Origin of the sequence: Paracraurococcus lichenis (assembly GCF_030657435.1) — a bacterium.
GTDB classification, from domain to species: domain Bacteria; phylum Pseudomonadota; class Alphaproteobacteria; order Acetobacterales; family Acetobacteraceae; genus Paracraurococcus; species Paracraurococcus lichenis.
The window spans coordinates 1-13,275 of sequence record NZ_JAUTWS010000054.1; the positions used below are offsets into that span (position 1 = coordinate 1).

11 protein-coding genes and 1 pseudogene are annotated in these 13,275 nt (G+C 68.8%); 4 read left to right on the forward strand and 8 right to left on the reverse strand.

Annotated elements, in window-relative coordinates; translation table 11 throughout:
• Positions 1–407, forward strand: a pseudogene (locus tag Q7A36_RS30210) (transposase); the annotation flags it as partial.
• A gap of 129 nt (positions 408–536) precedes the next feature.
• Here the strand turns inward: Q7A36_RS30210 and Q7A36_RS30215 are convergent.
• The 8 genes from Q7A36_RS30215 to Q7A36_RS30250 all read right to left on the reverse strand — a co-directional run bounded on the left by Q7A36_RS30215 (position 537) and on the right by Q7A36_RS30250 (position 10,451).
• A complete protein-coding gene (locus Q7A36_RS30215; RefSeq protein ID WP_305107505.1) occupies positions 537–1,880 on the reverse strand; it encodes an LLM class flavin-dependent oxidoreductase in 1,344 nt (447 codons plus the stop codon).
• 29 nt (positions 1,881–1,909) lie between these two features.
• A complete protein-coding gene (locus Q7A36_RS30220; protein WP_305107506.1) occupies positions 1,910–2,863 on the reverse strand; it encodes an oligopeptide/dipeptide ABC transporter ATP-binding protein in 954 nt (317 codons plus the stop codon).
• Positions 2,856–3,812, reverse strand: a complete 957-nt coding sequence (locus tag Q7A36_RS30225) for an ABC transporter ATP-binding protein (RefSeq protein WP_305107507.1) — start codon at positions 3,810–3,812, stop codon at positions 2,856–2,858. The genes Q7A36_RS30220 and Q7A36_RS30225 overlap by 8 nt, the downstream gene beginning before the upstream one ends.
• 16 nt (positions 3,813–3,828) lie before the next feature.
• Entirely contained in the window at positions 3,829–4,692 is an 864-nt protein-coding gene (locus Q7A36_RS30230; protein ID WP_305107508.1) for an ABC transporter permease, read from the reverse strand.
• The gene (locus Q7A36_RS30235; protein WP_305107509.1) at positions 4,689–5,642 is read right to left on the reverse strand and encodes an ABC transporter permease; all 954 of its coding nucleotides are present in this window, start codon (positions 5,640–5,642) and stop codon (positions 4,689–4,691) included. Before Q7A36_RS30235 ends, Q7A36_RS30230 begins: the two co-directional genes overlap by 4 nt.
• 80 nt (positions 5,643–5,722) lie before the next feature.
• Positions 5,723–7,279, reverse strand: coding sequence for an ABC transporter substrate-binding protein (locus Q7A36_RS30240; protein WP_305107510.1), 1,557 nt, complete (start codon positions 7,277–7,279; stop codon positions 5,723–5,725).
• A gap of 437 nt (positions 7,280–7,716) precedes the next feature.
• Positions 7,717–9,072, reverse strand: coding sequence for an NAD(P)/FAD-dependent oxidoreductase (locus tag Q7A36_RS30245; RefSeq protein WP_305107511.1), 1,356 nt, complete (start codon positions 9,070–9,072; stop codon positions 7,717–7,719).
• A 17-nt stretch (positions 9,073–9,089) separates the two neighbouring features.
• Entirely contained in the window at positions 9,090–10,451 is a 1,362-nt protein-coding gene (locus Q7A36_RS30250; protein WP_305107512.1) for an LLM class flavin-dependent oxidoreductase, read from the reverse strand.
• A 222-nt stretch (positions 10,452–10,673) separates the two neighbouring features.
• On the opposite strand from Q7A36_RS30250, the gene Q7A36_RS30255 reads away from it, so the two are divergent.
• From Q7A36_RS30255 to Q7A36_RS30265, 3 genes are all read left to right on the forward strand, one after another.
• Positions 10,674–11,366 (forward strand): GntR family transcriptional regulator, encoded by a 693-nt coding sequence (locus Q7A36_RS30255; RefSeq protein WP_305107513.1) that lies wholly within the window; start codon positions 10,674–10,676, stop codon positions 11,364–11,366.
• Positions 11,367–11,379: 13 nt separating this feature from the next.
• On the forward strand, positions 11,380–11,805 hold the full coding sequence (locus Q7A36_RS30260) for an amidase family protein (RefSeq protein ID WP_305107514.1): 426 nt from the start codon (positions 11,380–11,382) through the stop codon (positions 11,803–11,805).
• A gap of 131 nt (positions 11,806–11,936) precedes the next feature.
• A complete protein-coding gene (locus Q7A36_RS30265; protein WP_305107515.1) occupies positions 11,937–12,950 on the forward strand; it encodes a Bug family tripartite tricarboxylate transporter substrate binding protein in 1,014 nt (337 codons plus the stop codon).
• Positions 12,951–13,275: the final 325 nt, after the last annotated feature.

Consider the following 13,275-nt stretch of genomic DNA (forward strand, 5'->3'; position numbering starts at 1 on the left):
GGTGAAGGCGGACTGGGGTTGAGCCCCGAAGGGGATCAACGGGGCCGGCGCGACCTGGCGAACGAGGACATCGTCAGGCTCATTCTCGACGGCACCGTCGTGCGGGTCCGGCTGGACCACAAGGCGACCTCGGTCTCGTTGCTGGTGGTGTTGGGCGTCCGCCGGGACGAGCAGAAGGTGCTACTCGCCATCCGCAGCATGGGCGGGGAGAGCGAAGCAACGTGGCGGGCCGTATTCGATGACCTGGTCGCACGCGGGCTACGAGCCCCGGAGTTCCTGATCACCGACGGTGCGGCTGGCCCCGAGAAGGCGCTGGCCGCGCCCTGGCGGCGGTGCCATCGCAACGGTGTACGGTTCACAAGCACAGGAATCTCCTCGCCCACGCGCCGGAGCATCCGCATGAGGAGTTCAAGCGCCGTATCAAGACGCAGACCGTGCTGCCCTCGGCGGAGACTGCGGCCATACAGCAACATATTCTGCGGAACAGCCAAATGCGGCATCTACCTCAGATCGTCGCCATGCCTCAACTCTCATAATCATTTTATTGCACCAGAATTTTTTCCCTCGTAGCGGCTGCGCGGCTTCCGCAGGCCAAGACTCTCGCGCAGTGTTTTACCCTCGTACTCCGTGCGGAACATGCCGCGCCGACGCAGTTCCGGCAGGGCAAGCTGGATGAAGTCGTCCATGCCGCCTGGCAGATAGGGAGGGCAGAGGTTGAAGCCATCCGCCGCCCCCGCCTCGACCCAGGCCTCCATGTCGTCGACAACGTCCTGCGGCGTGCCGATCACCAGACGCGTGCCGAAGCCGGCGGCGATCGTCGTGTAGAGCTGGCGGATGGTCAGGTTCTCCCGATGCGCCAGTTCCAACAGGCCCTTGGCGATGCTGCGCACCTGGGGATTGTTGGGCTCCGGCACCGGACCGTCCACGTCGTAGCCCGACAGGTCGCCCATCTGGCCATAGAGGTAGGAGAGACCGAGGATCGGGTCGACCAGCGCGTTCAGCTTCTCGTACTTGTCCTGCGCCTCCTGCCGCGTAGCACCGATGAAATGGGTGATGCCGGGCATGATCAGCAGTTCGTCCGGGCTGCGGCCATGCCTGGCCAGGCGGCCTTTCAGCTTCGCGTAATAGGCTCTTCCCTGCTCCATGTCCTGGGAGACGGAATAGACCACGTCGGCGCTCTCGGCGGCGATGTCGATGCCCTGGTCCGATGCGCCGGCCTGCACCAGGATCGGCCGGCCCTGCGGCGTGCGCTTCACGCTCAGCGGACCCTTGACCTTGAAGTGCTTGCCGACGTGGTTCAGCGCATGCAGCTTCGCCGGGTCGAAGAAGATGCCGGTCTGCTTGTCGTTGACCAGGGCATCCTCGTCCCAACTGTCCCACAGCCCCTTCACCACCTCGACGAATTCGGCGGCCCGCTCGTAGCGGGTGGCATAGTCGAGATGCTCATCGCGATTGAAGTTCCGCGCTTCCGCATCCGACCAGGAGGTGACGATGTTCCAGCCGGCGCGGCCGCCACTGAGATGGTCGAGCGAGGCCCATTTGCGGGCGATGTGGAAGGGCTCGTTGTAGGTGGTGCTGGCGGTCGCGACCAGGCCGATATGGCTGGTCACCGCGGACAGCGCCGAGAGCAGGGTCAGCGGCTCCATCTCCGCCGTCTGCGCGCTGCGGCACAGGGCGCCCGGCGGTTCATCCTTGGTGCGGATGCCGATGCCGTCGGCCAGGAAGACCATGTCGAGCTTCGCAGCCTCCGCCGTCCGGGCGATGCGCACGAAGTGGCTGAGCTTGGAGGCGCCTTCCGGATCCACCTCCGGATGCCGCCAGGCCCCGGCATGGTACCCGAGATAGCGCATGGAAAGGCCGAGCTTGATCTGCCTGGTCATGTCCGAACTCCTGATACAAGCCGGGTCGGTTACCCCGGGTTATGGCATGCGAGCGCGTGACCGGGGCCGGCCATCAGCGTGGGCGGATGGGCTTCGTCGCAGCGCTTGATCCGGCGCGGACACTGGCTGCGGTAGATGCAGCCGGGCGCCTCCTGGTCCACCGCGCTGCGCTGGCCGGTGCGCTCGCCGGCGTCGTCCAGCGTCGCCAGCAAGGCCCGCGTGTAGGGGTGCCGGGGCATGCGGAACAGCTGGGCCGCCGGCGCCACCTCGACGATGCGGCCGAAGAACATCACCGCGACGCGGTCGCACAGGAAGCGGGCGACATGCAGGTCATGGGTGATGAAGAGGAAGGATGTCTCCAGCTCCTGCTGGATGTCCTTGAACAGGTTCAGGATCTGCGAGCGGACGGACACGTCGAGCTTGGAAACCGCCTCGTCGGCCACGATGAAAGCGGGATCGAGCATCAGCGCCCGGGCGAGTGCCGCCCGCTGCAGCTGGCCGCCGGAGAGCTCGTGCGGGAAGCGCTCGGCGACCTCTCGCGGCAGGCGGACGCGCTGCAGGGAGGCGGCGACGCGGTCCTGCCGTTCGGATTTCGGCAGGCCGGCGAGCATGAGCGGGGTCGCCAGCGCCGCGCCGACCGAGCGGCGCGGGTTGAACGAGGAGAGGGGGTCCTGGAACACCAGCGCCATCCGCCCCCAGACGCGGCGTAAGGCCCCTTCCCTGAGATGGGTGATGGGCTCGCCCTGGAACAGGATATTGCCCTCGGACGGCTCGACCAGGCGCAGGATCGTGCGGCCCAGGGTGGTCTTCCCGCTGCCGGACTCGCCGACCAGCCCCACCACCTCTCGCCTTGCCACCGTCAGGGCGGCATTGGCCACGGCGCGAAAGGTGGCGGGCGGGCCCAACAGGCCGGCCAGCCCGGTGCGGCGGCGGCGGAAGCGGACCGAGACATTCTGCACGTCGACCAGGGGCGCCTCAGCCATGCAGCAAACAGCGCACGCGGCGCTCCCCTTCGAGGGCGATCATCGGAATCGGCGCCCGGGTGCAGGCCGCCATGCGGCGCGGGCAGCGGCTGCTGAAGGCGCAGCCGCTGCGGGGCGCGGCGATCGAGGGCGGCTCGCCGGGCAGTTCGGGCAGGCGCTCCGTCCCGCCCTCCAGCGCACGGGCGGTCGCGATCAGCGCCATCGTATAGGGGTGCCCGGGGTTCTCGAAGAGCTGCGCCGTGGTGCCGATCTCGATGACCTCGCCGGCATACATGACCGCGATGCGGTCGCACAGGCTGGCGGCCACCGTCATGTCGTGGGTGATGAAGAGGAAGGCGGCATTCTCGGTCCGGCGCAGGCGGCGGAACAGGCGGAGGATCTGCCGCTCGACGATATTATCGAGGTTGGTGGTGGGCTCGTCGGCGACCACCACGGCGGGGTTGGCGGCCAGCACCAGCGCGATCAGCGCCCGCTGCAGCATGCCGCCGCTGAGCTGGTGCGGATAGGAGCCGAGCACGCGGGCGCTGTCGGCGATATCCACGTCGGCGAGCAGACGCTCGGCGGCCGGGCGCCAATCGGTGATGCCCCTGCGGCCCAGCACCTTCTGCGCGTGCCAGGCGATGCGCTTGGCCGGATTGAAGGCGCCGACCGGGTCCTGGAAGATCATGCCGACGGCAGAACCGCGCAGCGCGCGCAGCCGGGATTCGGTCGCATGCAGCAGGTCCGCCTCGCCGGCACGCATGACCTCGGCGGTGAGGCGCGCGCCCTCCGGCTCCAGCCGCAGCAGGGACATGCCGGTCATGGTCTTGCCCGAGCCGCTTTCACCGATCAGGCCGAGCACCTCGCCGCGGCGCAGTTCCAGGTCGAGGTTGCGGACGACGTGCAGCCGGCGGCCGTCGGGATCGAGCGTGAGGTCTAGGCCGCGGACCTCGAGGGCGAGTTCGGTCATGGGAAGGGGCCGCCGCTCATCGGTTCCGCAGGCGCGGGTCGAGCGCATCGCGCAGCCCATCGCCCAGCAGGTTCAGGCCGAGGATGATCCATGCGACCGAGAGGCCGGTCAGCGTCAGCACCCAGGGACCGTTCTGGAAATAGTCCTTGCCGTCCGCCATCATCACGCCGAGCGAGGGGGTGGGCGGCTGCACGCCGAGGCCGACGAAGCTCAGCCCGGCCTCCATGATGATCCCGAAGCCGAGCCCGGCCGAGAACTGCACCAGAAGGGGCGCGGCGATATTGGGCAGGATCTCCCGCGCCAGGATGCGCGGCGCGGACTGGCCCATCAGCCGGGCGGCGACGACATAGTTCTCGGCCCGCGCCTGCGCCGTCATGCTGCGCGCGAGGCGGGCGAAATTGGGCACGTAGACCAAGCCGATCGCCAGCGCCACGCTGGTCGCGCCATAGCCCAGCAGCAGCATCAGGCAGAGCGCGAGCACGTAGGTCGGAAAGGAGTAGAGCAGTTCGACGATCCGGACGATCACGGCGTCGAGCCAGCCGCCGCGATAGCCGGCGGTCATGCCGAGCACCGTGCCGGCCAGCCCGCCCATCACCAGCCCGGCGATGCTGACCAGCAGCGAGACCTGCGCCCCATGCGCGACGCGCGTCAGCACGTCCTGGCCGAAGGAATCGGTGCCGAAGGGGTGCTCGAAGGAGGGCGGCTGCAGGATCGCCATGTAGTCCTTGTCGTTCGGGTCGTAGGGCGAGAAGAGGACGGCCGCCAGGATCAGCAGCAGGGTGGAGAGGATGATGAAGGCGCCGGCCTGGGCGACGCGATTGCGCGCCAACACGCCGAGCGCCCCGCGCCGGCGCGCGGGGCGGGTGACGGCCCCGCTCATGCCGCCGTCCGCGGGTCGAGCAGGCCACACACCAGGTCGACCACCAGGTTGACCAGGATCACGATGAGCAGGAACACCACCGCGCAGCCCTGGACCACGCTGATGTCGCGCGCGAAGGCGCCGTCCACCATGACCGAGCCGATGCCGGGCACGCCGAACACCCGCTCGACCACCACCACGCCGCCCAGCAGGTAGCGCGCCTGCAGCCCGACGGCGGTGACATAGGGGATCAGCGCATTGCGGAACACGTAGTGCCAGAAGACGAAGAAGCGGCCGAACCCCATGGCGCGCGCGGAGGTGACATAGGCACGGCGGAAGGTCTCGAGCAGCGTCGCACGCAGCATGCGCGAGAAGATCCCCGCCATCGGCACCGCGATGGCGAGCGCGGGCAGGAAGCCGCTGTGGAGCGCGCCGGCGACGGACTCGCCCGGGCGGGTGAAGCCATAGGCCGGGAACCAGCCCAGTTCCAGGCTGAAGACCAGGACCAGCACGTAGCCTAGCCAGAAATCGGGCATCGAGATGGTGACGATGGCGCCCGAGGTGGCCAGCACGTCCTCGACCCGCCCATGGCGGCTTGCAGCGATGCTGCCGGCGGTGATCGAGATCGCCAGGGCGAGGGCCAGCGCATAGGCGCCGATGAAGAGCGTGTTCGGCAATGCGCGGGCGACCAGGGAGGCGGTCGAGAAGCCCCCCGCAAGCGAGATCGAGGTGCCGAGGTCGCCATGCAGCGCCCCGCGCATCCAGGCGAGGAACTGCACCGCCAGCGGATCGTCGAGATGATGCAGCCGGCGGAAATCGGCGATGGCCTGCGGGCTTGCCTGGTCGCCCAGGGCGGCCAGGGCCGCATCGCCCGGCACGGCATGCATGAGCAGGAACACGACCAGCGAGCCCAGCAGCAGCATGAAGGCCGCGCTGCCTGTCCGCACCAGCAGCCAGGTCAGGACGCGCATCGGCAGCCGCCCCCGGAGAGGCCGCGGCGCCGCGCCGCGGCCCTGCGTGCCCCTGCCCCATCCAACGGTACCACCGCGGCTCAGCCGCCGGTCATCGATGCAAGCTGCGCCCCGAACCCATCGAACGGGGTATGGTCGAAGCCACTCACCTTCTTCAGCACCGCGCTGTTGGAATAGGTGTTCATCAGGAACACGCTGGGGCAGTCCTCTGCAATCAGGCGCTCGGCCTGTATGTAGAGCGGGCCGCCCTTCTTCTCGCGGTCCAGTTCCTGGCGCGCCTGCTCCAGCAGGCTGTCCACCTGCGGGTTGCTGTACTTGCTGAAATTGCGCCAGCCGGTGCTGTGGAAGCAGTCGAACAGGTATTCGTCCGGGTCGCACAGCGCGATCCAGCCATTCGGCCAGCATTGACCGTCATTGGCCATCCAGCGCTGGAAGTGGGTGCGGCTGTCCATGAACTCGACGCGGAATTTGGTGCCCAGGGTGCGGTTCACCATGTCCACGAAGACCTCGGACATGCGCTTCCACCAGGCATCGGGCAGGCCATAGACCACGACCTCGACATCCGCGCCGTATTTCGACTTGGCAAGTTCCGCCTTCGCCGCCTGCGGATTGTACTGGGCGTAGGGGCGCGGCTCCTTGTCATGGGCCCAGCCGATCGCCTGTGGGATATAACCCTGCGAGGGCACGGCCTGGCCGAACACGACCGCCTGCACGAAGGCCTGCCGGTTGATCGACATCGAGACGGCACGGCGGAAATGCACGTCGTCGAAGGGCGGGCGCTGGATGTTGAGATGCGCGAATCGCGCGTTGAGGCCGGGCATGGAGGAGAACCCCACCGAGGCCATCCGCTTCACGCGCTCGGTATCCCCGTAGGGGACGGCATTGACGAAGTGCAGGCCGCCGGCGGCCAGCGCGTTGATGGCGCTGCTGTCGTCGCGGATCAGCATCACCTCCAGCGCCGGGGATCTGGGCAGCCCCGCTTCGAAATAGTCGGCATGGGCGGCGAAGGTCAGCTTCTCGTTAGGCCGCCACTCCGTCAGCTTCCAGGGGCCGGAGCCGACCGGGGTGCGGCCGTACTGCTCGTCCCCCATGGCCAGCACCGCCTTCTTGCAGACGATCTGCGTGCTGGTGCGCGTGTTGCTCAGGTAGGTCAGCAGCGGTGCGAAAGGCTTGTCGGTCTTCATCCGCACCGTCTGCGGGTCGATCGCCTCCACGCTGATGAGGGGTGCCATCTTCCGGCGCACGGGGGAGCCGAATTTCTCGTCGGCGATGCGCTGGAAGGTGAAGACCACGTCATCGGAAGTCAGGTCGCTGCCGTCGTGGAATTTGACTCCGCTGCGCAGCCTGAACTCCCAGGTGGTGGGATCGGGATTGCTCCAGGATTCCGCGAGGTCGCCGACCACATTCATCTTGGCATCGAACTTCACGAGCGTGTTGAAGATGCCCCAGATGATGAAGAACTCGGGATTGGCAGCCGCCTTGCCGGGGTCGAGCGTATTGATCAGGGTGAAGCCGGTCATCGCCGCGCGCAACGGGCCCGCATCGGGTGCGGCCATGGCGGCGAAGGGGCGCAGCCCCCCTGCTGCGGCCGCGAGCAACGGAGCACCACCCAGCACGGTGCGGCGGGACAAGGTCATGGGTCGGTGCTCCGGGTAAGGAAGGGACAGGATCTTCCCCGCGTTGACAACTTGCCCGTGCCGTGCGTTTCGCTTTGTTTATGCACGCATTCAATCCCGTTTCCGCGCTGCATTCAACCCTGTATTCAGAGCGGCTGGGCAATTTTGTACCTCCTGCCAGGACCGGTTGGCGGGGCTGCTTCGGGCCTGCCCAGGCACCTGCGGATCCCGCCAGCCCGAAGTCCAGGATGATGCCGACCCGGACCGGGCGCACCAGGATCTTGCTGTTCCGGTCCGACCATACTCGGGCCGCACGGATCGGCCCGCTTTAGGAGCGGCTGGCGAGTGGTCCCAACGTCCCGCCTCGTTCGTCATGCCCGCGACTTCGCCAGACCGACAGGACACCTCGAGGCCGCTCCGGGCTCTCGCTTGCCGCGGCATGGCCCGTCGCGGTGTCGCTAGAGGGCCGTTTCCGAGGGGCCGGGCCGGGGGCTTTCCGCGAAGCGGGCGAAGCGGAAGGGGGTCGGGTCGACCACCGGCCTGTCACCATTCACCAGTTCGGCCATCAGCCGCCCCGCCCCGGGCCCGATGCCGAATCCGTGCCCGGAGAAGCCGGTTGCGATGAAGAGCCCGGGCAGCGTCTCCGCCGCGGAGATCACCGGGATCATGTCCGGCGTGGTGTCGATCAGACCGGCCCATTGCTGCACGCGCATGGCCTGCCGGAAGACGGGAAAGGCGCGCTGCAGCCGCCGCAGGGCATCGTTCAGCCCCGGCCCATGCGGCGCCGGATCCAGGGTGCGAATCCGTTCGAAGGGACTTGGCGCGTCCAGCCGCCAGCGCCGGGGCATCCGCGCCTCCTGCACCGTACGGCGGCCGGCCCGGATGCGCAGCCGCCGCCAGCTCGTCAGCGCGGTGGCGGCGAAATCGGGCAGGAACCGCAGGGTGTCCGGCACGATCTCGCTCACCTCTCCGCCGAGATTGGCGATGGTGTAGCCCCCGTCCAGCCGCTTGCGGTAGCCGAAGCCGTCGCCACCCGCCGCGATCTCCGGCGCACCCGGGAGCGGCGCGGTGCGCATCACGGAAGCCAGGATCTTCAACTGCGGCAGGTGCAGCCCGAGGCTGCCGCAGAAAAGCGACGACCAGGCCCCACCCGCGAGCACCACGGCGGCGCAGCGTATCGACCCGCGCTCCGTCACGACGCCTGCGACGCGCCCGCCGGTCGTCTCCACGCCCCGCACGGCGCAGTTCGTCAGCACCGCGGCTCCCCTCGCACGCGCGGCAGCGGCCATGGCAGGGGCGGCGCGCTGCGGCTCCGCCTGCCCGTCCTGCGGCGTGTAGAGCGCGCCAGCCCAGCGCCGCTCCGATTGCGGCATCAGCGCCGCGACCTCGGCCGTGGACAGAAGGCGGGTGCCGAGCTGGAAGGGCTGCGCCCTCTCCAGCCAGCGCGCCATCTTGGCCAGCTCCGCCTCGTCGCCGCAGAGATACATGATCCCCTTGCGGCGGTAGCCCGTCTCCGCCCCGAGGCGGGCATTCATCCCCTCCCAGAGCCGCGCGCTCTCGGCCATCAGCGGCACCTCGTGGATGTCGCGGCCGGTATTGCGGCACCAGCCCCAATTGCGGCTGGACTGCTCGCCCGCGATCTGCCCCTTCTCGCAAAGCGCCGTGCGGAGGCCCTTCTCGGCCAGGAACAGCGCCGTGCTAGCACCGACGATCCCACCGCCGATCACCACCACATCCACCGCGGCCGGCAGTGTTGCATCGGGCGTGACCGGATCCACCGCCGGCGCCTCGGTCAGGACTTCGTTCCCTGCCATGCGGACGACCCCGCCGCTCAGGCAGAGACCGGCTCGGGCACCGCCTGCCGGCTGTAGCGGTTCACATGCGGCTTCAGGCCGAGATTCTCCCGCAATGTCCGCCCCTCATAGGCGGTGCGGAACAGGCCGCGGCGCTGCAACTCCGGCGTGATCAGCGCCACGAAGTCGTCGCAGCCGCCAGGCAGGATGGAGGGCGTGATGTTGAAGCCGTCGCAGGCCTCCGCTTCCATCCACGCCTCCATCACGTCCACGATCTCCGCGGCGGTCCCGACCAGGTGGAAGCCGCCGGCCCCGGCCTGGTGCTCGTAGAGCTGGCGGATGGTCAGGTTCTTCTCGCGCACGAGCCGCACCCAGCGGTCGGAGAAGCTCTTCAGCTCCTGCGGGCCGAGGCGGTCCAGCGGCACAGGGCCATCCAGGTCGTGGCCGGTCAGGTCGCCGAAGGTGCCGTAGAGCCGCTGCAACCCCACCATGGGATCGAGCAGGGCCTGCAGCTCCTCGAATTTCGCCCGCGCCTCCGCCGCCGTGCGCCCGACGGTCGGCCGCAGCGCCGGCATGATCTTCAGGTCGTCCCGGTCCCGGCCATAGGTCGGCAGGCGCCGCTTCACGTCGGCATAGTAGGCGCGCGCAGCCTCGATCGTGTCGTGCGCGGCGTAGATCACGTCGGCCGAGGCTGCTGCCATCTCCCTCCCCTGCTCCGAAGCGCCGGCCTGGAACAGCACGGGACGGCCCTGCGGCATCTCGCCGACATTCAGCGGCCCGCGGACCTGGAAGTGCTTGCCGCGATGGTTCAGCACATGCGCACGGCTCTCGTCATAGAAGCGGCCGGCCGCCTTGTCGTAGAGGAAGGCCCCCTCCTCCCAGCTATCCCAGAGGCCCGTCACGACCTCGACGAACTCCGCCGCGCGTTCGTAGCGCGTGGCGTAGTCCAGGTGGTGTTCCCGGTTGAAGTTGCGCGCTTCCGCCTCGGACCAGGAGGTCACGACGTTCCATCCCGCGCGTCCCTCGCTGATCAGGTCGAGGGTCGCGAACTTGCGGGCGATGTGATAGGGTTCGTTGTAGGTGGTGGACGCGGTGGCCACGAGGCCGATCCGGCTCGTCCGTGCGGCCAATGCCGGCAGCAGCGTCAACGGCTCCATTTCGATGATCTCATAGCCGGATCGGGCGAGTGCGCCGCGCGGCGCGTCATGCTCGCGGATGCCGATGCCGTCGGCGAAGAAGATCATGTCGAACAGGCCGCGTTCGGCGGTTTGCGCGTTCCGCAGGTAGTGCTGGAAGCTGACGGTCCCGTTCGCCGGGACGTCGGGGTGGCGCCAGGCCGCGGGGTGATAGCCCAGGCCTCGCATCGACATGCCGAGCCGCATCATCCGCTTCGAGCCCATGCCATCTCTCCCTGTTTCCGCCTCGGCGAAAGGCCAGCCGGTATGCCAGACCCATCCGGCCAAGCAGCAGTGTAGGGAGCCATCGATTTACAATGCAACTCTGTATTCAGAACTGTGTTATGGACTCCCGGCGCCGTCCGGAGCAGACAGACCCGTGCGGGAAAGGCTGGATCGGGCGCGGGAGAAGGGAAGGTCCGGTCCGGGCCCAAGGGGAGCGTCGACATGAACATGGCCAGAATGCCGGCTGACAGCCCTGCCTCGGCCAGCCGGGTCTACGAGCGCATCAAGTTCATGGCGATGGCCTACCAGTTTCGGCCGGGGGAACGGATCAATGAACTCGCACTCGCGGAGCAGCTCGGGGTAAGCCGGACGCCGCTGCGCGAGGCGCTGAACCGCCTGGTCTCGGAGAGTTTCGTCACCGTCGTGCCGGGCCGAGGCTTCTTCGGGCGTCTGCTCGACGCGAAGGAGATCCACAATCTCTACGAGGTACGCGCCTCGCTGGAGGAGGCCATCATCCGTCTCGCCTGCGAACGCGCGAGCGATGAGGAACTCGAGGCGCTGGAGACCTTCGCCCGTTCCCGACCGACGCAGGACAACGGCAAGAGCCTCGAGGCGCTTCGTCACGACGAGGAGTTCCACCTCCGGATCGCGCGCATGACGCACAACGCGGAGTTCGTCCGCCTGTTGGAAGGCATCAACAGCCGGATCCACTTCGTCCGCTGGATTGACATGCGCCGGCACGAGAAGCTCGACATGGCGGCCCATATCCGCTTCGCGCAGCTTCTCCGGAAGCGCGACATCGCGGCCTGCCTGACGGACAGCAGCTTGGTGATACGTCGCCGCTACAATGAAATTGTCGACGTCATCCGCACCGGCATCGCCGAGATCTACATGACGTCGGAGCACGGCGCGTGAGGCGATCCGACCCATGGACGCGTGCCTGTCAATCGGCATGAAATGGCGCGGCGCGGATTACGATCCGCGCGCGAGCAGCCGCATCCGGCGTGGCGCCGGGATGTCCGCGGCCGACTACCTGGACCGGCTGCAGGCCAGGCGCGACGTCATCAGCCGTGTTTCCGTCCGCATCGAGGGCTTCGACGCGCTGGTGATGCCGACCGCCCACGTCCTGCCGCCGCGCACCGCGGCGCTGGGGGAGGAAGTTGCCTACACGGCGGCAAACCTGGCGGCGCTGCGGAACCCCATCCTGGTCAACATGATGGAGGGCTGCGCCATCTCCGTGCCCGCGGCCCGTCCGCCGGAGCCGCCGGTCGGGGTGATGCTGGCTGCCGCCGGCGGCAGGGACCGGCGCCCGCTGGCGATCGCGGCCGCGGCGGAAGCCGCGATCGCCACCTGAGGAGCGCGGACCCCGCCCTGGCACCCGCGCCAGAGAAGTGTCCATCCGGAAGGCCAGTCATACGAGTTGCGCGGCAAGGGGCCACAGAGTTCCGCCGCGACGCTGACCGATGGTTTTCATGGAGGCTGACGATGATGCGTGCAACGGGAACTGGGACGGGCAGCGCGGCGGCACGCGGGCAGCGCGCGGCACTGGCCGCCATGGCCGTCCTCGTCCTTGGGACGAGCGGCCTGGCGGTGGCGCAGGATAGTTGGCCGGGCCGGCCGATCCGCATGATCGTGCCCTTCGCCCCGGGCGGGGTCACGGACAGCATCGGCCGCCTGAGCGCCGAATGGCTGGGCAAGTCCCTGGGCCAGCCGGTGGCGGTCGAGAACCGCAGCGGCGCCAATGGCGCGATCGCCGCCGAGACCGTGGCGCACAGCGCGCCGGATGGCTATACGCTGTTCACCGCCAGCGCTTCGCAGATGGTGATGTTGCCTGCGCTGACGCGGCTGAACTTCAGCCCCGCCACCGACTTCGCGCCTGTCTCCATCGTGGCGAGCAACCCGATGGTGCTGGCCGTCAGCGCCTCGCTGCAGGTCTCCACCTTGGCGGAGTTCCTGGCCCTGGCCAGGTCGCGGGCCGGCAGGCTCGACTATTCCTCGGCGGGCAATGGATCCTCCACGCACCTGGCGATGGCGCTCCTGCTGCAGCGGGCGGGGATCGAGATGCAGCACGTCCCCTATCGCGGCGGCGCCCCGGCGGTGCAGGCGCTGTTGGCGGGCGAGGTGGACGCCTATTTCGGCAACCCGTCCGACATGATCCCGCACCTGCAGGGCGGGCGCATCCGCGTGTTGGCCGTGGCAGGGCCGGAGCGCCTGGCAGGCCTGCCCGGGGTGCCGACGGTGGCCGAGCAGGGATTCCCCGGCTTCCGCGCGGAGACCTGGAACGGCATCGCCGCCCCGGCCGGCACGCCGCCCGTCGTCATCCGCCGCATGGGTGAGGCGCTCGGCAAGGCGTGCGGCGACGCGGCCTTCCGTGCCGCGCTGGAAAGGCTGGGCACCACCCCGGTCTGCAGCACGCCCGAAGGCTTCGCCGAGGCCATGCGGCGCGATGCGCCGATCTGGCAGGAGGCGGTGCAGATTTCCGGCGCGAGCCTGGACTAGAGCGGATCGCCGCAGAGTGGAAGCGCTTGGAGGCGTGGATCTGCTCGGCACGGCAAAAGCCTGGAGCAGGTCGCGGACGGGCGTGAATCCGCTTCACGGGGAATGACCCGACGCAGACCGCGTGCAGCGTCGAACGCAATGCGCCCTCGCCGCATGCCTGGTTCATCCAGCCGCCGCGGGGGCAGAGCGGCCAGGAAGACGTGGAGGGAGAAAGAATGACGCGCGCCGATGGGCAGGAGCCCCCATTGGCTGGCCCGCGGCGCGGGGCAGGCGCCGAATGGCTGTCCGGAGCGGGCGCGCGCCGTCCCGCTGAAGGACCAAGCCT

Excerpts from the sequence above, each read along its gene's own strand:
- Q7A36_RS30225 (WP_305107507.1), bottom strand. The coding sequence starts at position 3,812 with ATGACCGAACTCGCCCTCGAGGTCCGCGGCCTAGACCTCACGCTCGAT.
- Q7A36_RS30230 (WP_305107508.1), bottom strand. The coding sequence starts at position 4,692 with ATGAGCGGGGCCGTCACCCGCCCCGCGCGCCGGCGCGGGGCGCTCGGC.
- Q7A36_RS30215 (WP_305107505.1), bottom strand. The coding sequence starts at position 1,880 with ATGACCAGGCAGATCAAGCTCGGCCTTTCCATGCGCTATCTCGGGTAC.
- Q7A36_RS30245 (WP_305107511.1), bottom strand. The coding sequence starts at position 9,072 with ATGGCAGGGAACGAAGTCCTGACCGAGGCGCCGGCGGTGGATCCGGTC.
- Q7A36_RS30240 (WP_305107510.1), bottom strand. The coding sequence starts at position 7,279 with ATGACCTTGTCCCGCCGCACCGTGCTGGGTGGTGCTCCGTTGCTCGCG.
- Q7A36_RS30250 (WP_305107512.1), bottom strand. The coding sequence starts at position 10,451 with ATGGGCTCGAAGCGGATGATGCGGCTCGGCATGTCGATGCGAGGCCTG.
- Q7A36_RS30265 (WP_305107515.1), top strand. The coding sequence starts at position 11,937 with ATGATGCGTGCAACGGGAACTGGGACGGGCAGCGCGGCGGCACGCGGG.
- Q7A36_RS30235 (WP_305107509.1), bottom strand. The coding sequence starts at position 5,642 with ATGCGCGTCCTGACCTGGCTGCTGGTGCGGACAGGCAGCGCGGCCTTC.
- Q7A36_RS30220 (WP_305107506.1), bottom strand. The coding sequence starts at position 2,863 with ATGGCTGAGGCGCCCCTGGTCGACGTGCAGAATGTCTCGGTCCGCTTC.
- Q7A36_RS30255 (WP_305107513.1), top strand. The coding sequence starts at position 10,674 with ATGAACATGGCCAGAATGCCGGCTGACAGCCCTGCCTCGGCCAGCCGG.
- Q7A36_RS30260 (WP_305107514.1), top strand. The coding sequence starts at position 11,380 with ATGGACGCGTGCCTGTCAATCGGCATGAAATGGCGCGGCGCGGATTAC.